The organism is Nocardiopsis sp. CNZ308 (assembly GCF_004217075.1).
On the sequence record NZ_SHKJ01000001.1, the window covers coordinates 2,675,434 to 2,695,192 of the forward strand.

Here is a 19,759-nt window from a genome sequence, read left to right on the forward strand (position 1 = left end):
CGGTGAGCGGATCGCTTCATTTCGGCGCGCTTTATGATCTTCGGGTGGGCGGGGCCGCCGGGTGCGGTCCGTGCCCGCCTGTCACCCCCGTCTGGAGATCCGGAGCTGCCCAGATGCCGATACCGAATGACGTCCTCCGTCCGGAAACCGGGGCGGCCCCATGACCATGATCATCATCGTGGCGCTTTTCGTCGCGGTTCTTCTGCTCGTCTTCTGGCGGAGCGTGCGTATCGTTCCGCACTCGATGGAGGACGTCGTCGAGCGTTTCGGTAAGTTCCACCGGACGTTGAGCTCGGGTTTCAACATCGTCGTCCCCGGTGTGGACCACGTGCGCGAACGCATCGACCGCCGCGTCCAGGTCGTGAGCTTCCCACCGCAGTCGGCCATCACGGAGGACAACCTCGCGGTCGAGGTCGACTCGGCGGTCTACATCAGGGTCGTGGACGCCTACCGGGCCACCTACGAGGTGGCCAACTTCATCCAGGCCGTCGAGCAGCTGACCCTGGCCACGCTGCGCAACGTCATCGGCGGCATGAACCTGGAGGGGACGCTCACCTCCCGGGACGCGATCAACCGCGAGCTGAAGGCCGTGCTGGACGAGGCCACCAGCGACTGGGGCATCGAGATCAGCCGCATCGAGCTCAAGGGCATCGAGCCGCCGTCCTCCGTGCAGGAGGCGATGGAGATGCAGATGCGCGCCGACCGCGAGAAGCGCGCCCAGTTGCTCAGCGCCGAGGGCGAGAAGCAGTCCGCGGTCCTGCGCGCCGAGGGTGAGCGCTCGGCCGCGGTGCTGCGGGCCAGGGGCGCGGCCGAGGCACAGGCGCTCACCTCCAAGGCCGACGCCGAGGCCCAGACCACCCGGGCCCGCGGTGAGGCCGACGCCATCCACATGGTGTTCAAGGCCCTGCACACCAGCCGGGTCGATCCGGACGTGCTGGCCTACCACTACCTCCAGAAGCTCCCGGAGATCGCCCGGGGCGACGCCAACAAGGTGTGGGTCGTCCCGGCCGAGATGGGCCAGGCCCTCAAGGGGGTCAGCGCCGCGTTCGACCGGCTGCGCGACGACGTGGTCCGGGCCCCCTGACCCGGCTCCGCCGCCCGGCCGTCCGGGTGCGCGTCCCGCGCGGCGGGGCCCGCCCCGCGAACCGGTTCCGCGGCGTCGGACCGGCCGGCTGAGGGTCGGACCGCCAGGGCCCGAGCCCGGTCCAGTACCGGGCTCGGGCCCTCCGCGTATCCCGGCATGATCATCCGATGACCTGCTCTCGTAGTCTGTTGTCGTCCTCGACCGTCGGGGGCGGACAGGGAGAGCTGGGCGGATGGAACTCTGGGAGGCGGCGGTCATCCTTCTCGCCGGTGTGGCGGCCGGCGGGATCAACGCCATCGCGGGGTCGGGGACCCTGTTCACCTTCCCCGTGATCCTGGCGCTCGGCTACCCGCCGATCACCGCGACCGTCTCCAACAGCATCGGCCTGGCCCCCGGGACGCTGAGCGGCACCATCGCCTACCGCCGGGAGCTGGCGGGCCAGCGCGCCCGCATCCTCCGGCTGGGCAGCATGTCCTTCCTCGGAGCGGTGACCGGCGCCCTGCTGCTGATCTACCTGCCTCCGGGCGTGTTCGAGGCCGTGGTGCCGTTCATGATCGGACTCGCCTGCGTGCTGATCGTCCTCCAGCCGCGGATCACCCGGTGGGTCCGCTCGCGCAGGCCCGCCCACAGGGACGGCGGCCCTCTGCTGCCCCTGGGCGCCTACGCGACCGGCGCCTACGGCGGCTACTTCGCCGCCGCCCAGGGGATCATCCTCATGAGCATCCTGGGCACCGCCCTGGACGAGGAGATCCAGCGGCTCAACGCCCTGAAGAACATGCTCGCGACCATCGTCAACACCACGGCCTCGGTGTTCTACATCGTCCTGGCCGAGCCCGCCTGGCCGGTGGTCGGCCTCATCGCCTGCGGGACCATCATCGGCGGGTACCTGGGCGGAAGGTTCGGGCGCAAGCTCAGCCCGGCCGCCCTGCGGGTGTGCCTGGTCCTGGTGGGGCTGTCCGCCGCGGTCCAGATCATCATGGGCCGGGTCTGACCCCGCCCCGCCGAGCCCTCGCACGGACCCGCGGCGCCCCGCGAGAGGGCTTCGGGTCGTGCCCCGCCGGGGTCAGGTCCGGAAGTACCCGCGGCGGTCGGCGTCGTCCACCAGGGCGGTCGCGTAGGCGCCCAGCGCCTCCGACCCCTCCTGGATCAGCTTGACCTTCTCCATCACCTGCGCCCGGGTGATCCCGAAGCGCACCCACGTGCCGCCCTCGTTGTGCCAGTTGGCGAGCATGGGCGAGAGCCGGTCGACCGCGCGGGCGAACCGCGCCTCGGCGGTGGCGCGCGCCTCGAACTCCTCCCACAGCTCGCGGGCCCGCTCGGCCTGGTCCTCGGGCAGGAGGGGGAAGATGCGGTCGGCCGCGGCCCGCTCGCGCTCCGCCTGGGTCCGGGAGTTGACGGTGTCGAAGAGGAAGGTGTCCCCGGCGTCGATCTCGACGATGTCGTGGAGGACCAGCATCTCGACGACGCGGTCGATGTCGGTGCCCTCGGGCGCGTACTCGGCGAAGGTGCGGGCTGACAGGGCCAGGTGCCAGGAGTGCTCGGCCGAGTTCTCGCGCCGGGAGCCGTCCACCAGGAGGGACTGCCGCAGGATGCGCTTGAGTTTGTCGACTTCCAGAAGGAAGCGGAGTTGCGCGTTCAACCGCTCGTTGTCGACCCCGCTGGCAAAGACCGGTGCCGGTTCCGTCACGTGGTTCGCCCTCCTGAAGGATGAGTCGAAACGGTCAGGTGGGCCGCTCCGTGCGGCCGCCACTGGATGATCCCATGGAACGCGCACCAGCTGTCGCGGCGGCGTCCGTTGAGGGGACGCCGGAGGAGGTGCCAGGGTGCACCCGGTGAACGGGGGGTTTCGCACCGGACCGGAAAGCGGACGAAGCGCCCGGCGGGTCCGCCGGAGCCCCTACTCGGCCGTCCGGACCTGGTCGGAAGAGCTGAGGTGCTGGTGGAACCACTCGGTCAGCGCCCGGTCGGTGAGGACTCCGGCCGGGGTGAGCGGGCCGGGTCGCAGGCCCGGCTCCGGACCGATGGCGTGGGCCAGCTCGGGGACCACGATGTGACGGAGCGCATGTTCGGGTGCGTGGGCCGCCACGGCGTCGTGCAGTGACCGGCCGTGCTCGGGGGGCACGACCTCGTCCCGGCCCCCGCTGACGACGAGCAGGGGGACGCGGTCGCGGGACACCTCCTCGGCGCGGTCGCAGAAGTCCAGCCAGTCGCGGGTGCTCAGGGCCTGCTCGGTCCACTCGTAGGCCGTGCCGGTGCGCCGCTCGCGCGCGGCGATGACCAGGGCGGGGTCCACGACCGGGTTGACGACGGCGGCGGCGCCGACGGGCAGGCGCCCCTCGGCCAGGGTGAGCAGGACGGCCGCGGCTCCGGCGCCCACGCCGACCAGCCCGACGGGCGCGTCGGTGACGGGGAAGGCGGCGCGCAGGTCGGCGGTGACGCGGTGGAGCTCGGCGGCGGCCTCCTCCACCACCGGGCCGAACAGTTCGACGAGGTAGTCGCGCTCGCCGCGCCGGTTGATCTCGGCGACGCCGCCCTCGGGGAGCCGGGCCCCGAACAGGGGCAGGCCCAGGTAGACCCGCCAGGCCGGGAGCGGGGCCATGGGCACGGTGCCGGCCAGGGCGGCCTCGGCCCGGGGAGGCTCGAAGGCGTGCAGGCCCAGTACGAGCGGGGCCGGGACGTCACCGCTGGCGGGCGGGAGGGCCAGGAAGGGCACTCCGGCGGCCGTTCCGGTGACGGGCCGGGAGAGGGTGCCGGCGTCGGCTACCACGGATGGTCGCCTCCGTTGCGTTGGGAGAAGTGGGACAGGTAACTGCTGACCAGGTGCTTGGCCTCGCGGACGAGCGCGGGGTCGCCCTCGGGGTCGTCGCGGAAGGCGAGCTTGAGCACGGCGTCCGCGGCCTCGACGGCGACGTCGATGGCCCGGTCGAGTTCCTCATTGTCGGGGATGCCTGTGACAGAGACGATGATCCTGCGCAGGCGGATGGAGATGACGCGGTTGTTGTCGGCGCCTCCGTTGAGGAGGCGTGCGTCGACGATGTCACCGAAGTGCAGGCTGCGAAAGCCTGGCACGTGGCGGTGCATGTCGATGTACTCGTCGACCACCGCGTCCACGGCCAGGGTCCAGTGGCTGAAGGAGGCGTCGGCGAGGCGCTCGGTGACGCGCGTGCCGAACTGGTCGAGGAAGCGCAGGCCCAGGGCCTGGGTGATGGCCTTCTTGTCCGGGAAGAACTGGTAGACGGAGCCGATGGCGACCCCGGCGCGTTCGGCGATCCTGGTCGTGGAGAGGTTGTCGTAGCCGACCTCGTCGAGGAGTTCGGCGCAGCAGTCGAGCATGCGCTGGACCCTGAGCATGCTGCGCTGCTGGGCGGGCAGCCTCCGCAGCGGCGCCTGCGCGAAGGCGAGTTCGTCGTGGGCGACGCTGGCTCGTCCACGGTCCTCGCGTGACGCGTGGTCGCTCCCCGTGCTGCCTGGGGAGCGTCGTGACCGCGGGGGCGTTGAGCTTCGGGAGTTTGTCGTCACAGCTCCTATGATGCCTTTCCGGAATCACCTGGTTCCGGGGAAATTCCAGTTTCGTTCCACCGCCCCTCCCGGAGCGGGGCCAGCGGCCCGGAGCGGGGGGAGCCCCGGCCCGGGCCTCCCGGACGTTGCGTGCGCGGAGTGCGCCCCACGTTTGGATAGCGCTTTCCTGCTCGGCTCTGGCATGGTTGGATCAGGGCCGACGCAGCGTACACACCCTCCTGGAGGCTGAGAGCCATGACCACCGCCCCGGACACCACACCGGAGGAACTCGACGCCGTGATGGAACGGGCCGCCGCGGCGGCGCCGCTCCTGGCCGCGCTCACCCCGGGCGAGCGCGCCGGACTGCTGCGCGCCGTCGCCGACGCCTTGGACGGCGCCGCCGACGAGCTCGTGCCGATCGCGATGGAGGAGGCGCACTACCCCGAGGCGCGCTGCCGGGGGGAGCTGGGCCGCACCACCTTCCAGCTGCGCCTGTTCGCCGAGACCCTGGAGGAGGGCTCCTACCTGGAGGCCGCCGTGGACCCGGCGGACCCCGACTGGGGCACCCCGCGCCCGGACGTGCGCCGCCTGCTGGTCCCGCTGGGGCCGGTGGTGGTGTTCGGGGCGAGCAACTTCCCGTTCGCGTTCGCCACGGCCGGAGGGGACAGCGCCTCCGCCCTGGCCGCCGGGTGCCCCGTGGTCGTCAAGGCCCACCCCGGGCACCTCCGGCTCGCCCGGCGCACCGCGGAGATCGTGGTCGCGGCGCTCGACGGCGCCGGGGCGCCCGAGGGCGGTTTCGCCCTGGTCGAGGGAGTGGAGACGGGCAAACGCGCGGTCACCCACCCGCTCACCCGGGCCGTGGGCTTCACCGGGTCCATCCCCGGCGGGCGGGCCCTGTTCGACCTGGCGGTCTCGCGACCGGACCCGATCCCCTTCTACGGGGAGCTCGGCAGCGTGAACCCGGTGTTCGTCACCCGCGCGGCCGCCGCCGCGCGCGGCGACGAGATCCTGGGCGGGTACGCGGACTCGGCCACCATGGGCTCGGGCCAGTTCTGCACCAAGCCCGGCGTGCTGTTCGTGCCGGAGGAGACCAAGCTCGACGCCCTCGTCGCCGACTTCGGCGGGCGCGCCGCAGCCCCGCTGCTCAACGAGCGGGTCTCCGAGGGCTTCGTGCGCGGGCTGGACGCCCTGAGCGCCCACCCGGCCACCGAGGTGCTGGTCCAGGGCGTGCGCACCGGTGACGACTGGACCCCGTCCCTGCTGCGCACCGACCTGGACTCCCTGTTGGAGAACGCCGAGACCCTCCTGGAGGAGTGCTTCGGCCCGGCGACGCTCGTGGTCACCTACCCCGACGAGCGGCGGCTGCTGGAGGCGGCCGGGGTGTTCGGCGGCCAGCTCACCGTGACCGTGCACGGCGAGGAGGACGACGAGATCGCGCCCGCGCTGCTGGCGCTGGGCGCGTCCCTGGCCGGACGGGTGCTCTGGAACAGCTGGCCGACCGGGGTGGCGGTCACCCACGCCATGACCCACGGCGGCCCCTACCCGGCCACCACCGCGCCGCTGCACACGTCGGTGGGCACCACGGCGGTCCGGCGCTTCCTGCGCCCGGTCACCTACCAGTCGGTGCCGCAGTCGCTGCTGCCCCGGGAGCTGCGCGACGACAACCCGCTGGGTGTGCCGCGCCGCGTGAACGGCGCCGCGCCCTCCGCCTGACCGCCTGCCGGGCGCGTCTGCCGACGCGCCCGGCGGGTGCCCGTGCCCGGTGGGCGCGCCGTCGGTGGACCGACCGCGGACGTGCCGGGTGCGGCTTCGGGGGTTCGTGTTCGGCGAGGGCCGGTCTCCTGGGTCGGCACAGGGGCGGAGCAGTACACCGAGGGCACGTGCCGGGTCGCCTTCCGGAGCGGGCGGCGCGTCGTACGCGGAGTCGCGAGGGGCGCGGTGGGCGGGTCCTAGGAGTGCCGTCCTCCGGCCGCGTAGTGGTCGTAGGCGTCGCGGAGCGCCTCGGCACAACGCCTGTCCCGAGCCGCCATGGACGGGTGCAGGAACACGAACAGCACGTTGCACAGGAGGGTGAAGAGGAGCCACACGGTGTTCACGGAGAGGCCCTCCGTCGACAGCCACCACACCAGGAATCCCGCCTGCACGCACGACACCGCCGCCCAGATGGCGGACGTGCGGCGGGGGAACCGGATCCCGTACTCCCTCAGCTTTCGTTCGGCCATGATCCGGGCCAGCCAGTTGGTCTCGGGGTCGGGACTCAGCACCCCCTCCTCCACCAGCTTCTCGGCCATCGCCAGCCGGTACGGATCGGTGTTGACCGGCAGGGGGACGTCACGGGAAGAGCGGCGCGTCCCCCGGGCGGTCAGCTCACCGACGAGCGCGGTCGCCCCGACAGCCAGGGCCAGCCCGGCACCGGAGTAGGAGAGGAACCGCGCGGGGGTGTCCGTGAGGTGGGCGGTCGGGATCAGACAGACCAGCCACAGGACGAGGAAGATCGTTCCGCAGACCACGTAGGGGGCGAGGCGCGGCCTGCTTTGCGCGCGGATCAGGTTGCGCGCGCGGAACACGGCGGGGCCCGACGGGGGACGCGGAGACCGCGGCGGGGGCTGGGGGACCACCCCCTCACCGTATCCGGGCCCGCTTCTGACGGACGGCTGTGAACTTGACCGGCAGGGGCTTGGGGCGGCTCCCCGGCACGCGTAACTTGTCGCCATGCACACCCACTCCACGCCTCCCGACGTCGAGGCGCTCATCCGCGACCTGCCCAAGGTGGAACTGCACGTCCACCTGGAGGGGTCGATGCCCGCCGACACCCTGTTCGACCTCGCCCGCAGGCACGGCGTCACCGACGTCCCCGACACCCTGGAGGCGCTCCGGGACTGGTACGTCTTCACCGACTTCCCGCACTTCGTCGAGGTCTACCTCGCCTCGGTCGCGACCCTGCGCGAGGAGCAGGACTTCGCGCTCCTGGCCTCGGCTGTCGCCGAACGCCTGGCCGCGCAGAACGTGCGCTACGCCGAGATGCACGTCAGCCTCTACACCCACCTGATGCGCGGGGTGCCCGCCCGCGTGGTCTTCGACGGCATCGAGGAGGCCCGCCGCGCGGCCGAGAGCCGGCACGGCATCCAGCTGCGGTGGATCCCCGACTTCCCCGCCGACTTCGGCCTGGAGAGCGCGGAGGCCACCGTGGAGGCGGTCCTGCGCGACGCGCCGCCCAGCGTCGTCGGCTTCGGCGTCGGCGGCGTGGAGACCCCGCTGGAGCAGTACGCCGGGGTGTTCGGCAGGGCGCGGGCCGCCGGACTGGCCAGCCTGCCGCACGCCGGTGAGCACGGCGGTCCAGAACGGGTGCGCGAGGCCCTGGACGCGCTCGGCGCCGAGCGCATCGGCCACGGCATCGACTCCATGCGCGACGAGGCGCTGGTCGACCGCCTGGCGGAGGGGCGGATCCCGGTGGACGTCAGCCCCACCTCCAACGTGTGCACCCGCGCCGTGGCCGAGCTGGGCGACCACCCGCTGCCCCGCATGCTGGAGGCCGGTCTGCTGGTCACCCTCAACACCGACGACCCGACCATGTTCGGCACCGACCTGAACGGCGAGTACCGCGCCGCGCACGCCCTGGGCCTGGACGCCGCCGACCTGGTCGGGCTCGCCGCGAACGGCGTGCACGCCTCCTACCTGGGCGCGGCCCGCCGCCACGCGCTGCTGGCCGAGATCGGCGGGGTCGCCGCGCGCCACGGCGTCGACCCGGCGAAGGTCGCGGCGCTGCGCTAGCGTCCTGGCCGGAACCGTCGCCGGTGTGACGTGCGGGTCCGCGAACGGCCGCCGCGGCCCCAGGCGGGCGAGGACGGGTTGCCTGCACGTCCCAGGGGGGAAACGGGGCGTGTCCTGACGAGGGGGACGCACGTCACACGCTTCCGGCGGTCGCGTCCTCCGGGCGGTACGGCGCCGCTGGCGGGGTTCCGCGGGCATTCCCTTTTTTCGTCTTTTCGCCCATAAGGGAATTATCTGTACGCGGGAGGGAAAGCCTGACACGGGGTTTCGGGCGCAAAGGGGTGACTTGGGTGCGAATCTGCGAAGTTGCTTAGTAGGTTCGGTTGTGGGGTTTACCGGGAAAATTTTCTTTTCCTGTGGCAACCTGGAGTAGGTGACCATAAGCGCAGAGTAGTCAATAGAGCACGCTGTGAGCTGCTGTTATGACTTCGTGTAGCGAATCTGTTGCGGACTGTACTTATACTGGGGAAGAGTATTTCCCGAAAACGCCTGCGAGCCTTCGGTGGCTTGCTAACGTTTCGGTCCGTCGGCGGTTCCGCGAACTTTCGAACCGCGACTTCACACATGCGGGTCGCCCCGCCGTCACGCAGTCTTCTCTGCTGGCGGACCCGCACCGCCGTGGACAGCCGGACCCGCGAGACGACGCGGGCACCGGTCCCGTCGCGGACCAGCGTCGCAACGGCGCGATCACCGAGCCGTACCCGTGAAAGGTCACCTCCGCACATGCGCAACACACTCCGTTACTCCTTCGCCACCGTCATGACCGCCGGGCTGGTCGTGGCGCCCGTGGCGGCGGCCTTCGCCGACACCACCACCAGCGGCTCCGGCGGGATCGGCAGCGGGAACCAGATCGTCGTGCCCGTGGACGTCGAAGCCGAGCTGTGCGGCAACTCGATCGCGATCCTCGGCATCTCCAGCGCCACGTGCACCCAGGTCTCGGAGGTCCTCTACGAGGCCAGCGGCCAGGGCGGGGCCTCCACGGACGGCTCCGGCGGTGTGGCCAGCGGCAACCAGATCATCGTTCCCGTGGACGCCGCCATCGACGCCTGCGGCAACGCGGCCGCGGTCGGCGGCATCAGCCAGGCCGAGTGCGTCGAGGTGGTCGAGGTCCTGGAGGAGGAGAGCGCCGACGCGCCCACCACCAGGACCGACGGCTCCGGCGGTGTGGCCAGCGGCAACCAGATCATCGTTCCCGTGGACGCCGCCGTCAACATCTGCGGCAACTCGGTGGCCATCCTGGGCGGCTCCAGCGCCAAGTGCACCACCATCATCAACATCATCCAGGCCTCCCCCGAGAACGAGGGCGCCCCCGACGCCGCCACCAGCGGCGCGGGCGGGATCGGCAGCGGCAACCAGGTCGTGGTCCCGGTGGACGCGGCCGTCGACATCTGCGGCAACGCCGTGTCCGTGCTCGGCCTGGCCGAGGGCTCCTGCATGGAGATCATCTCCGAGGAGGAGCGGCCGGAGGAGCCCGGCGAGGAGAAGCCCGAGGAGCCCGGCCAGCCCGAGGAGGAGAAGCCGGAGGAGGAGAAGCCCGAGGAGCCGGGTGAGGAGAAGCCCGAGGCGCCCCGCGAGGAGGACAAGGGCGAGGACGACTCCAGCACCGGCGAGGAGCCGACCGAGCCCCAGGCCGACGAGCAGCTCCCCGTGACCGGTGGCGCCCTGGCCGGTCTGGTCGCCGCGGGCGTCGCCGCGGTCGGCGCGGGCGGCGCCGGGCTGTACTTCGCCCGCAAGCGCAGGGCCGCCGCCGCGACCGGCGACGACGAGTAGCAGGGGCGGGGGACCCGGGTCCCCCTCTCACACACGCGGGGCCGCCGGTGACCGGCGGCCCCGTCCGCGTGCGGACCGTCGGAGGGGAGCGGTCGGCGGCGCTCGGCCCCGACCGCGGCGGCGGGTCCGGCCAGGCGGGCCGAGGGCCGCGCGGTGCGGGGAGGCGAGGGGCGGTGCGAGGCGGCCGGAGGAGTCTCATAACCTCGAAGACGTGCTCAAAGTCCTGTTCTCGCAACGCATGCTGGCCTTCCACGCGCTGGTGCTGGTGCTGGTGCCCAGCTTCGTCTGGCTGGGCTTCTGGCAGCTGGACCGGGCCGGGCAGCGCGGCGCGGCGGTCGACCTCCAGCAGTCCAACCTCGCCGCCGACCCCGTGCCGGTGGCCGAGCTGACCCGGGTCGGCGAGGACGTCGCCCCCGACGACCGCTGGCGCACCGTCGAGGCCACCGGCACCTGGGACACCGGGCACGAGCTGCTGCTGCGCAACCGCGACGGCTCCGGGGGCGTGGGCTTCCACGTGCTGACCCCGCTGGTCACCGAGGAGGGGACCGCGGTCCTGGTCAACCGCGGATGGGTCGAGCGCGGCGAGACCGCCCTCGACCAGCCGGAGGTGCCGCCCGCGCCCGAGGGCACCGTGGAGGTGGCCGGGCGCCTGCACTACTCCGAGACCGAGGAGAACACCGGGCTGCGCAACCGTGACGACCTGCCCGAGGGGCAGCTGATGATGGTCGACGTGGACCAGATCGCCGCGGACCTGCCCTACCCCGTCTACGGCGGGTACGTCGACCTGACCCGCCAGGACCCGATGCCGGAGGCGGCGCCCGAGCCGGTCGTCCTGCACGAGGAGGACGCGGGGATGAGCGCGTCCTACGCCGTGCAGTGGTGGGTGTTCGCCGTCGTCGCCGTGGGCGGATGGGTCTTCCTCGTCCGCCGTGAGATCCAGGACGTCCGCGAGGCCGGGGCGGGGGAGTCCGGTGAGACCGCGGAGGTCGCAGGGGCTGCTGAGACCGTGGAGTCCGGTGCGACAGCCGATGCCGCGGAGCCTTCCGAGTCCGCCGAGACCACCGAAGCCGTGGAGTCCGCCGAAGCCGTGGAGTCCGGCCGGAGTTCCCCGGGGTCTGAGGGGTCCGGCGAGGACTCCGGTGCGACCGCGGGCACGGGCAGGCCCGGGAGCGCCTAGCCCGGGGACGCGTCCGGTACGACCACGGGGTCCCTGTCTCCGGAACCCGATCGCGAAAGCGCCTGGGCGCCCGGGCCCCGTGCACACCCGCCCTTCTGGGAAGCTGGGCCCCATGAACGACGACGGCTATCCGGATCCCGGGCGCGTGGCGCGCCGCACCGTGGACGCCGAGGAGAGCGCCCGCGCCGGACGCCGGTGGTGGGACGGCGCGGCCGACGCCTACCAGGCCGAGCACGGGGCCTTCCTCGGCGACGCCGAGTTCGTGTGGTGCCCGGAGGGCCTGACCGAGGCCGAGGCGCGCCTGCTCGGCGACCCGGAGGACCTCCCGCGGGCCCGGATCCTGGAGGTGGGCTGCGGCGCGGGCCAGTGCGGGCGGTGGCTGCGCGCCCAGGGGGTGCGCGAGGTGGTCGGGTTCGACCTGTCCTTCCGCCAGCTCCAGCATTCGCGCAGGATCGACGCGGGGACCGGGCACGCGCTCGCGGCCGTGCAGGCCGACGCCCAGCGGCTGCCGTTCGCCGACTCCGCCTTCGACGTGGTGTTCTCCTCCTTCGGGGCCTTCCCGTTCGTGCCCTCGGCCGACGACGCCCTGGCCGAGGCCGCGCGGGTGCTCAGGTCCGGAGGGCGGCTGGTGTTCTCGGTGACCCATCCGGTCCGGTGGAGCTTCCCGGACGACCCCGGAGAGGACGGGTTCACCGTGAACCAGTCCTACTTCGACCGCCGCGCCTACGTGGAGGAGGACGACGGCGGGGACGCGGTCTACGTGGAGCACCACCACACGGTGGGCGACTGGGTGCGCGGGATCGCCCGCGCGGGCCTGGTGCTGCGGGACGTGGTCGAACCGGAGTGGCCCGAGGGGCTCGACCGGGTGTGGGGCGGCTGGGGGCCGGTGCGCGGCCGGATGATCCCCGGCACCGCGATCTTCTCGGCGGTCCGGCCCTGAGCCTCGGAAAGAGCGGGAGGGCGGCGCCCCGGCGCTGCGGTGCCCGGCCCCGGGGTCTGTTTCTCGAACCGGTTTCAGCTTGTGGGGGGCGGGCGTCCACGGGGTTCCGGAGGTGGCGGAGGCGGGTTCGTGGGGAGCGAGCGAGCCCGCCGTAGGCGCCGAGGGTTCCCGCATCGAAGGACGCCCGGACACCAGCGGGACCGCGCCGTAGGCGTCCGTTGGGGGTGGTGGCGGGCGGCGGGTGGGGCGAAGCGAAGCGGAGGTCCAAAGAACACTGCCTAGATCGTTGATGGGAAATTCCTGAAACGCCTGCGCCCATGACGAAGGGCGTCGAGGATCGGTGTGTGACGACCAACCTTGACGCCCTTCTGACAGCACTCTACGTCCATCTGGACGATGACGTGATCCCTTCGGCCAACTCACGCACCGGCCCGGGCCGCCCACCCCTGCTCACCGACGCCGAACTCATCTGCGTCGCCACCGCCCAGGTACTGCTGCGCTGTGACGACGAGCGCCGCTGGCTGCGTCTGGCACCAACCCGGATCGGTCACCTCTTCGGCCGCCTACCGCACCAGTCCGAGTACAACCGGCGCCTGACCCACCTGGCCCCGCTGCTGTTCACCGCCGCGGGCTGGCTGGCCCGCCACACCCCCACCTGGCACGAGAAACTGCGGCTGATGGACGGCACCCCCGTGCCGTGCGGGGCCTCGCGCACCACCGTGGACCGCTCGAACCTGGGCGAGATGTGCGGCTACGGGCGCGACGCCTCCCACCACCGGTTCTACTGGGGGTCCAAGCTGATGCTCATCACCACCACCGACGGGGCGGTGGTCTCCTTCTCTTTGGCCAACCCCAAGGAGCTGGACGAGCGCAAGCAGGCCCTGCACCTGCTCCACGTCCAGCGGTGCGCGCAGGGGCCGTGCCCGATCGTGTGCGACAAGGGTTTCGCCGGGGCCGGTATCGAAAAGGCCGCGGCGGACCTGGGGCATGTGCTCGTGCGCCCGGCGCGCAGGGACGAGGCCGATACCGGGGTGTTCCCGGCCTGGTTGCGTCAGCGGGTGGAGGCGATCATCTGGACGTTGAAGAACCAGCTCGGGCTGGAGCGTCACAACGCCCGTACCAGCGAGGGGCTCTGGGCCCGGGTGTGCCAGCGGGTTCTGGCGCTGAACGCGGCGATCTGGCACAACTGGCTGGTGGGTGCCCCGGTCAAGCGGTCGTTGATCGCTTACGACCACTGACCAGGACACATTTTCCCATCAACGATCTAGACGGGCTCGCCGAGGTACTCCGGGGGCACGGCGGGCACCAGCCACACTCCGTTGCCGGTGACCCGGAAGACGTGGCCGTCGCCGTGCATGCGCCCGGAGGCGACGGTGAGGACCACCGGCGCTCCGCGCCGGGCGCCCACCCGGCGGGCGGTCGCGGCGTCGGGGGACAGGTGGACGTCGTGCCGCCGCATCGGTCGCAGCCCCTCAGCGGTGATGGCGGGCAGGAGCCGGCCCACGGTGCCGTGGTAGAGCAGGGCGGGGGGCATGCTCGGCTCCAGCCCCAGGTCGACGCGGACGGAGTGGCCCTGCCGGGCGCGGATGCGGGTGCCGTCCGGGCTCAGGACGAAGCGCTTCTTGTCGTTGGTGTCGACGACCTCCTGGAGGGCCGCGCGGCTGAGGCGCACTCCAGACCTTCCACAGCCCGCGAGGAGTTCGTCCACCCCGACCCACCCCTGCGGGTCGAGCCGCACCCCCACACGGGCGGGATCGTGGCGGAGTACGCGCGACAGCAACTTGGAGGCGCGTACGAGTTCTCTCTGGTTCATGGTTCCGATGATCCCCGCCGGGCCTCCGACCGGGCCAGGGCTTTTCGGTCGGATACCGGGGCGGTGCCCGGATGTCCACATCTCTACGGTGGCCAGGCGACCCGGTCCTCGGAGGTACCGGTGGACCGCGGCGAGGCGGTGCGCGGGGTCTTCGAGGCGGTGCCGTCCTACGCCGCCCTGGTCGCCCTGACCACGTGGCAGGCGCTGCGCGGCCAGTCGGTCGTGCGCCCCGACGCCCTCACCCTCGCCGTCGCCGGGGCGCTGGCGGCGGCCGCCCCGCTCGGGCTGTGGTGGGCGCTCCGGCGGAGGAGGAAGGAACGGGGGAGCGGAGCGCGCCGGTCCCGGAGCGGGAGCCCGGGCGCCCCTGAGCGGTTCCCCGCACCCGGAGCGGGCGGGTCCGCGAAAGCGGTTCGCGGACCCGTCGGCGGGTATCGCCGGATTCGGAACACCCTCCGACGACGAGCAGGAGCCCCGCGTGACCGACGTCCGTGTCCGGACCGCCCTCCCCTCCGACCACCCGCGCATCCTGGCGGTCTGCGACGACTGGTGGGGACGCCCCGTGGCGCACATCCTCCCCCGGCTCTTCCTCGACCACTTCCACACCACCAGCCTCATCGCCGAGGCGGAGGGGGAGCTGGCGGGCTTCCTGATCGGCTTCCCCTCGCCGTCCGTGCCCGGGGAGGCGTACGTGCACTTCGCCGGGGTGGCCCCGGGACACCGCAGGGCGGGGCTCGCGAACGGGCTGTACCGGCGCTTCACGGACGGGGCGCGGGAGCGCGGGTGCACGGTCGTGCGCGCGGTCACCTCCCCCGCCAACGAGCGCTCGATCGCCTTCCACCGCGCCCACGGCTTCACCGTCACCGGATCGCACGCCGACTACGAGGGGCCGGGCGCGGACCGGATGGTCTTCACCCTGCGCCTCGGGGCGTGACGGGGACGCCGCGAGCACCGAGGAGAAGGCCGCGCCGCGGCTTCGGCGCGCGGTCCCGCGACGCGTATGATCCGGCTACCGGACGCGGAGGAGGCACGGTGCGGCTCAAACTCGACCTGCACGACATCTTCAACAAGGGGCGGGACATCGACCGGGCCCTCGACGACATCATGGACGAGGCCGAGCGCACGGGCGCCAAGAGCATCGAGATCATCCCCGGCAAGGGGTCCGGGCAGCTCAAGAAGCGGGTGCTGCGCTTCCTCGACCGCAAGGACGTCAAGGCCCGCTACCACCGGGTCGAGAAGGACTCCAAGAACTTCGGGCGCCTGTTCGTGCACTTCAAACACTGACTCCCGGCGGTCCGATGGGTGAGCGGCAGAAGTGCTTGTCCAGCGACCGGCTGGTCCTGGAACCCCTTGCGGAACGGCACGCCGAGGACGTGGTGGACCTGTTCGCCGACCCGGCCATGAGCTCCCTGTTGGGGGCGGATCTCTCCGACCCGACCCTGGCCCGACGGATGGTCGACAACCGGCTGGCCTACGACGGACCGCCGGAACTGGGACACTGGGCCGTGCTGCTCGACGGCGTTCTGGTCGGCCTCGCCCATCTGCGCCCCTCGGGGGAACTGCCCGGTGGGCTGCCGGAGATCGGCTGGTACCTGGCTGTCCGCCATGGCGGGCGGGGTCTGGCCACGGAAGCGGCTGGCGCGCTGCTCCGCCACGGCCTTGACTCTCTCGGCCTGCACTCGGTCTGGGCGCTCATCCACATCGACAACGCGCCCAGCTTGCGCTTGGCCGCCCGACTGGGCTTTCTTCCTGTGGGCGAGGGCCACCACTACAACGGTCCGCACCGCGTCCATGTCGCCCTCCCCGGCCAGGCCTGAGCGCCTCCAGGGTTGCGAAGTGCGGCTTCGCAAGTATCTTGGGCGCCTGTTCGTGCACTTCAAACACTGAGCGCGTCCGTGCCGAGGTCGGCAGCGGGCCCTCGCGCGCGGAGCCGTCGGGGCCCGTGCGAACTCGTACCCCCGGCGGGCGCGTCGCGTGCCGTCCGCGGACGGGCTCGGCAACGGCGAGTTGTGTGAGTCTTTGCCCCTCCGATCCCCGAAACCTCCCTCACCAGGGAAGGAACCGAAGGGTGGTGTGCCGTCACGGAGAGGGACAGCGATGATCAGTACGGATTTCACGCCCGGGTCTCCCTGCTGGGTCGAGGTGTCCTCGCCCGACGTGGAGGCCTCGACAGCCTTCTACAGGTACGTGTTCGGCTGGAGCTCCGAGACGCACATCCGGCAGCTGGAGGGCTACAAGTTCCTGTGCGGTGAGGGGCTTCCGGCGGCGGGGGTCAGTCCGGTCATGGGGGAGAGCGACCACCCCTCGTGGACGGTGTACTTCGCCGACTCCGACATCGAGGACACCATCACACGGGTGGAGCGGCTGGGCGGCACGCTTCTGGTGGAGCCGTTCGACATCTTCGACCTGGGCCGCCAGGCGCTGTTCCGCGACCCCCAGGGCGCCTCCTTCGGCGTCTGGCGGGGGGAGATGTACCTCGGCCTGGTGGGGCGGGTCAACAGCCTCTGCTGGGTGGAGCTGCGGACCACCGACGCACGCGGCGCGGCCGAGTTCTACACCGGGGTCTTCAAGTGGGACCTCAGCCCGTTCGACCCGTCCCTCGGAGGGGAGGAGATCGGCGGGTACACGGTCCTGCGCCCCGCGGGCACCGGTGACGAGCGCACCCACGGGGGCATCCTGCAGGCGGGCCCCGGGGACGGCGCCCGGTCCGGCGGGGAGGAGGACTGGCACCCGGTGTTCGCTGTGGCCGACTGCGACGCCGTCGCGGAGAGGGTCGTGGCAGCGGGCGGACACGTGCACGCGGATCTGGAGAACGTCCCGGGCGTGGGGCGCCGCGTGGTCTGCTCCGACCCCTTCCAGGCCGGGTTCGTCCTGCTCAACTGGCCGCCCGGGTGACACGGACGCCGCCCGGACGGGGGCCCGCGCCCTGCGGGGACGCGGGCCCCCGTCCGGCACCCGGCGGCTACTGCCGCGACACCGCGGACGCGCCCCCGCGCAGCACGAACTTCTGGATCTTGCCGGTGGCCGTCTTGGGAAGCCGCTCCACGAACTCCACCCGTGTGGGCGCCTTGAAGTGCGCCAGGTTGTCGCGGGCGAAGGCGATCAGCTCCTCCTCCGTGGCCGCGGCGCCCTCACGCAGCACCACGGACGCCTTCGGCGACTCGCCCCAGCGCTCGTGCGGCACGCCCACGACGGCCGCCTCCAGCACGGCCGGGTGCCGCAGCAGGACCCCCTCCACCTCGACGGAGGAGATGTTCTCCCCGCCGGAGATGATGACGTCCTTGATCCGGTCCTGGATCTCCACGTACCCGTCCGGGTGGGTGACCGCCGCGTCGCCGGTGTGGAACCAGCCGTCGCCCATGGCCTTCCGGGTGGCCTCCGGGTCGTTGTAGTAGCCCTTCATCACCACGTTCCCGCGCACGGTGATCTCCCCGACCGTCGTGCCGTCCCAGGGCACCTCGACGCCGTCGGCGTCCACCACCCGCAGCTCGCCCGAGGTGATCAGCTCGACCCCCTGGCGTGCCTTGACGGCGGCGCGGTCGCGCGGGGACAGGCCTCCGTGCTCGGCGCGCGGCTCGCACACGGTGATGAACGGCGTGGTCTCGGTCAGCCCGTAGACATGGGTGACGGTCCACCCGAAACCGTCCTCCAGGCGCTCGATGGTGTCGGCGGCGGGGGAGGCCCCGGCCGTCACCACGTGCACGCCGGACGGAACCTCGCCGCGCACCTCCTCGGGGGCGTTGGACAGCATGATCAGCACGGTGGGGGCCGCGCACAGCCAGGTGACCCCCTCGGAGCGGATCAGTTCGTACACGGCGGCCGGGTCCATCGCGGGCAGGCACACGTGGGTGGCGGCCGCGGCGGTCACCGTCCACGTGTAGGTCCAGCCGTTGGCGTGGAACATCGGCAGTGTCCACAGGTACCGGTCGTCGATGCCGATCCGCAGGTGGAGGAGGGTGCCCACCGAGTTCATGTACGCGTTGCGGTGGGTGATCATCACGCCCTTGGGCCGGGCCGTGGTGCCGCTGGTGTAGTTGATGGTCAGCAGGTCGGTCTCGTCGATCCCGGGACGGGTGTAGTCCGCCGTGGCCCGCGCGACGAGGGTCTCGTAGTCCTCCCAGCCGGGGCGCGCCCCCTCCAGGGCGACGAACCGCTCCACGCCCGGCATCTGGTCGCGGACGGTGTCCACGGCGTCGAGCTGGTCGGCGTGCACGCACAGGACCCGGGCCCCGGAGTGGTTGACGATGTAGACGAAGTCGTCCGCCGACAGCCGGAAGTTGACCGGTACCAGCACCGCGCCGAGCTGCGGCACGGCGTAGAAGGACTCCAGCTGGGCGTGGGTGTTGGGGGAGATGTAGGCGACGCGGTCGCCCTTGGAGACCCCCATGTCCTGGAGGGCGCGGGACCAGCGGTCGCAGCGGTCGAAGAACTCCTCGTAGGTGAGCCGGAGGCCGCGGTCCACCACCGCCTCGCGCCGGGGGTGCAGTCTTCGGGTGCGGCGGGCGAACTCCAGGGGAGTCAGGGCGAGTTCCATGGTGCCGGGGTGCCTTTCCGCGTCGGTGATGGCGGGCGGTGGTCGGGGCGGCGGAGGCCGAAGGCGGTCGCCCCACGACCACCATCACCGGACGGCCGTCGGCTGTCCAGCACCGGTTGCCGGAAGTCGGTGGCCCTCAGAGCCCGAACAGCCGGGCGGCGTTGCCGTACAGGACGTCCCGCAGCCAGTCGTCGCCCAGGTCGAGCCGGGCCAGGGCCCGGAGCTGTTCGAGGTAGGGGTGGGGGATGTTCGGGAAGTCCGTGCCGAACAGGATCCGGTCCGCGACGCCCTTCAGGCGGGGCACCTGCGCGTCGGGGAAGGGCGCCCAGTCCTTGGAGAACTCGGTGAACACCATCGTGGTGTCCAGGTGGACGCGCTCGTGGTCCTCGGCCAGGTCCAGGAACGCGCGGTAGTCGGGGGCCCCGGCGTGGGCGACGACCGCGGTGAGACCGGGGTGGGCGCGCAGGGTCTCGGCGAAGGGTTCGGGGCCGGTGAAGGGGCCCGCCTCGGGGCTCGAACCGCAGTGGACCACCACGGGCGTGCCCGCGTCCGCGATCATCCCCCACACGTCGGCCAGCAGCGGGTCGCGCGGATCGTAGCGGCCGACCTGGAGGTGTGCCTTGAACACGCGGGTACCCGCCTCCAGCGCCGCGGCCACGTAGTCCCGGGCCTCCGGCTCGGGGTAGAAGGTGGCGCTGCGCAGGCAGTCGGGGTTGCGGTCGGCGAAGTCGCCCGCCCAGTCGTTGAGCCAGGCGGCCATGCCGGGGCGGTGCGGGTAGGAGAGGGCGGTGAAGCGCCGTACCCCGAAGCCCCGGAGCAGGGACAGGCGTTCGTCCTCGTCGAAGCGGTAGGTGATCGGCCACAGGCCGCCGAGGGCGTCGAAGTGGGCCCACACCTTGCGCAGCACGTTGTCGGGCATGAAGTGCGTGTGGACGTCGATGAGTCCGGGGAGCCCCAGGTCCTGCCAGACCGCGCGTACGGCGGCGGACTCGGGCCCGTGGTCGGGCGCGGGCTCCGACGCGAGGGGGGAGCCGGGATCGGTTCCGGAACCGGTGTCGGCGTCGGTGGCGGTAGCGGTGGCGGCGGTGTCCGTCGCGGCGGTGGACCCGGAGGGGGTCGAGGCTCGTGTCACGCCGGTAACGATACGGGTAAGCGCTGGTCAGAGTCATGAAGAC

The 19,759-nt window shown here is 72.3% G+C and carries 19 protein-coding genes; 12 read left to right on the top strand and 7 right to left on the bottom strand.

The annotated features are described in order from the left end of the window. Positions 1 to 160 precede the first annotated feature (160 nt). Entirely contained in the window at positions 161 to 1,084 is a 924-nt protein-coding gene (locus EV372_RS11625; protein WP_130396005.1) for an SPFH domain-containing protein, read from the top strand. A gap of 232 nt (positions 1,085 to 1,316) precedes the next feature. Further along, positions 1,317 to 2,075 carry a sulfite exporter TauE/SafE family protein gene (locus EV372_RS11630; RefSeq protein ID WP_130396006.1) on the top strand — a complete coding sequence of 253 codons (759 nt, stop codon included), beginning with the start codon at positions 1,317 to 1,319 and terminating at the stop codon, positions 2,073 to 2,075. Between the two features lie 72 nt (positions 2,076 to 2,147). On the opposite strand, the gene EV372_RS11635 is transcribed toward EV372_RS11630, so the two are convergent. The 3 genes from EV372_RS11635 to EV372_RS11645 all read right to left on the bottom strand — a co-directional run bounded on the left by EV372_RS11635 (position 2,148) and on the right by EV372_RS11645 (position 4,435). Further along, positions 2,148 to 2,771: an HD domain-containing protein gene (locus tag EV372_RS11635; RefSeq protein WP_017563491.1), complete on the bottom strand. Its 624-nt coding sequence runs from the start codon at positions 2,769 to 2,771 to the stop codon at positions 2,148 to 2,150. 210 nt (positions 2,772 to 2,981) lie between these two features. Beyond that, positions 2,982 to 3,851: an alpha/beta hydrolase gene (locus EV372_RS11640; protein WP_130396007.1), complete on the bottom strand. Its 870-nt coding sequence runs from the start codon at positions 3,849 to 3,851 to the stop codon at positions 2,982 to 2,984. Continuing rightward, on the bottom strand, positions 3,845 to 4,435 hold the full coding sequence (locus EV372_RS11645) for a TetR/AcrR family transcriptional regulator (RefSeq protein ID WP_130398883.1): 591 nt from the start codon (positions 4,433 to 4,435) through the stop codon (positions 3,845 to 3,847). The genes EV372_RS11640 and EV372_RS11645 overlap by 7 nt, the downstream gene beginning before the upstream one ends. 402 nt (positions 4,436 to 4,837) lie before the next feature. Here EV372_RS11645 and EV372_RS11650 point away from each other — a divergent pair, with 402 nt between their 5' ends. Next, positions 4,838 to 6,295: an aldehyde dehydrogenase (NADP(+)) gene (locus EV372_RS11650; RefSeq protein ID WP_071620995.1), complete on the top strand. Its 1,458-nt coding sequence runs from the start codon at positions 4,838 to 4,840 to the stop codon at positions 6,293 to 6,295. Between the two features lie 236 nt (positions 6,296 to 6,531). On the opposite strand, the gene EV372_RS11655 is transcribed toward EV372_RS11650, so the two are convergent. After that, positions 6,532 to 7,149, bottom strand: a complete 618-nt coding sequence (locus tag EV372_RS11655) for a hypothetical protein (RefSeq protein ID WP_130396008.1) — start codon at positions 7,147 to 7,149, stop codon at positions 6,532 to 6,534. 145 nt (positions 7,150 to 7,294) lie between these two features. On the opposite strand from EV372_RS11655, the gene add reads away from it, so the two are divergent. The 5 genes from add to EV372_RS11680 all read left to right on the top strand — a co-directional run bounded on the left by add (position 7,295) and on the right by EV372_RS11680 (position 13,478). After that, on the top strand, positions 7,295 to 8,353 hold the full coding sequence (add, locus tag EV372_RS11660) for an adenosine deaminase (protein ID WP_130396009.1): 1,059 nt from the start codon (positions 7,295 to 7,297) through the stop codon (positions 8,351 to 8,353). A 723-nt stretch (positions 8,354 to 9,076) separates the two neighbouring features. Next, positions 9,077 to 10,123, top strand: coding sequence for a chaplin (locus EV372_RS11665; RefSeq protein ID WP_130396010.1), 1,047 nt, complete (start codon positions 9,077 to 9,079; stop codon positions 10,121 to 10,123). A 211-nt stretch (positions 10,124 to 10,334) separates the two neighbouring features. Further along, the gene (locus EV372_RS11670; protein WP_130396011.1) at positions 10,335 to 11,300 is read left to right on the top strand and encodes an SURF1 family cytochrome oxidase biogenesis protein; all 966 of its coding nucleotides are present in this window, start codon (positions 10,335 to 10,337) and stop codon (positions 11,298 to 11,300) included. 112 nt (positions 11,301 to 11,412) lie between these two features. Next, complete coding sequence (locus EV372_RS11675) at positions 11,413 to 12,240, top strand: class I SAM-dependent methyltransferase (RefSeq protein WP_130396012.1); 828 nt, start codon at positions 11,413 to 11,415, stop codon at positions 12,238 to 12,240. Positions 12,241 to 12,584: 344 nt separating this feature from the next. Beyond that, the gene (locus EV372_RS11680; RefSeq protein WP_130395136.1) at positions 12,585 to 13,478 is read left to right on the top strand and encodes a transposase; all 894 of its coding nucleotides are present in this window, start codon (positions 12,585 to 12,587) and stop codon (positions 13,476 to 13,478) included. Positions 13,479 to 13,504: 26 nt separating this feature from the next. Here EV372_RS11680 and EV372_RS11685 read toward each other — a convergent pair whose 3' ends face one another. Next, on the bottom strand, positions 13,505 to 14,053 hold the full coding sequence (locus EV372_RS11685; protein ID WP_130396013.1) for an RNA 2'-phosphotransferase: 549 nt from the start codon (positions 14,051 to 14,053) through the stop codon (positions 13,505 to 13,507). 475 nt (positions 14,054 to 14,528) lie between these two features. Here EV372_RS11685 and EV372_RS11690 point away from each other — a divergent pair, with 475 nt between their 5' ends. From EV372_RS11690 to EV372_RS11705, 4 genes are all read left to right on the top strand, one after another. After that, positions 14,529 to 14,984 (top strand): GNAT family N-acetyltransferase, encoded by a 456-nt coding sequence (locus EV372_RS11690; protein WP_130396014.1) that lies wholly within the window; start codon positions 14,529 to 14,531, stop codon positions 14,982 to 14,984. A gap of 98 nt (positions 14,985 to 15,082) precedes the next feature. Beyond that, positions 15,083 to 15,334, top strand: a complete 252-nt coding sequence (locus tag EV372_RS11695) for a Smr/MutS family protein (RefSeq protein ID WP_130398884.1) — start codon at positions 15,083 to 15,085, stop codon at positions 15,332 to 15,334. A gap of 35 nt (positions 15,335 to 15,369) precedes the next feature. Further along, entirely contained in the window at positions 15,370 to 15,867 is a 498-nt protein-coding gene (locus tag EV372_RS11700) for a GNAT family N-acetyltransferase (RefSeq protein WP_253795839.1), read from the top strand. 280 nt (positions 15,868 to 16,147) lie between these two features. Beyond that, the gene (locus EV372_RS11705; protein ID WP_130396016.1) at positions 16,148 to 16,945 is read left to right on the top strand and encodes a VOC family protein; all 798 of its coding nucleotides are present in this window, start codon (positions 16,148 to 16,150) and stop codon (positions 16,943 to 16,945) included. A 67-nt stretch (positions 16,946 to 17,012) separates the two neighbouring features. Here EV372_RS11705 and EV372_RS11710 read toward each other — a convergent pair whose 3' ends face one another. Both EV372_RS11710 and EV372_RS11715 read right to left on the bottom strand, forming a co-directional pair. Beyond that, positions 17,013 to 18,584, bottom strand: a complete 1,572-nt coding sequence (locus tag EV372_RS11710; RefSeq protein ID WP_130396017.1) for a long-chain-fatty-acid--CoA ligase — start codon at positions 18,582 to 18,584, stop codon at positions 17,013 to 17,015. A 136-nt stretch (positions 18,585 to 18,720) separates the two neighbouring features. Then, the gene (locus EV372_RS11715; protein WP_130396018.1) at positions 18,721 to 19,716 is read right to left on the bottom strand and encodes an amidohydrolase family protein; all 996 of its coding nucleotides are present in this window, start codon (positions 19,714 to 19,716) and stop codon (positions 18,721 to 18,723) included. Between the last annotated feature and the right edge of the window lie 43 nt (positions 19,717 to 19,759).

Excerpts from the sequence above, each read along its gene's own strand:
- EV372_RS11630 (WP_130396006.1), top strand. The coding sequence starts at position 1,317 with ATGGAACTCTGGGAGGCGGCGGTCATCCTTCTCGCCGGTGTGGCGGCC.
- EV372_RS11675 (WP_130396012.1), top strand. The coding sequence starts at position 11,413 with ATGAACGACGACGGCTATCCGGATCCCGGGCGCGTGGCGCGCCGCACC.
- EV372_RS11705 (WP_130396016.1), top strand. The coding sequence starts at position 16,148 with ATGATCAGTACGGATTTCACGCCCGGGTCTCCCTGCTGGGTCGAGGTG.
- EV372_RS11625 (WP_130396005.1), top strand. The coding sequence starts at position 161 with ATGACCATGATCATCATCGTGGCGCTTTTCGTCGCGGTTCTTCTGCTC.
- EV372_RS11645 (WP_130398883.1), bottom strand. The coding sequence starts at position 4,435 with ATGCTCAGGGTCCAGCGCATGCTCGACTGCTGCGCCGAACTCCTCGAC.
- EV372_RS11685 (WP_130396013.1), bottom strand. The coding sequence starts at position 14,053 with ATGAACCAGAGAGAACTCGTACGCGCCTCCAAGTTGCTGTCGCGCGTA.
- EV372_RS11665 (WP_130396010.1), top strand. The coding sequence starts at position 9,077 with ATGCGCAACACACTCCGTTACTCCTTCGCCACCGTCATGACCGCCGGG.
- EV372_RS11710 (WP_130396017.1), bottom strand. The coding sequence starts at position 18,584 with ATGGAACTCGCCCTGACTCCCCTGGAGTTCGCCCGCCGCACCCGAAGA.
- EV372_RS11650 (WP_071620995.1), top strand. The coding sequence starts at position 4,838 with ATGACCACCGCCCCGGACACCACACCGGAGGAACTCGACGCCGTGATG.
- add (WP_130396009.1), top strand. The coding sequence starts at position 7,295 with ATGCACACCCACTCCACGCCTCCCGACGTCGAGGCGCTCATCCGCGAC.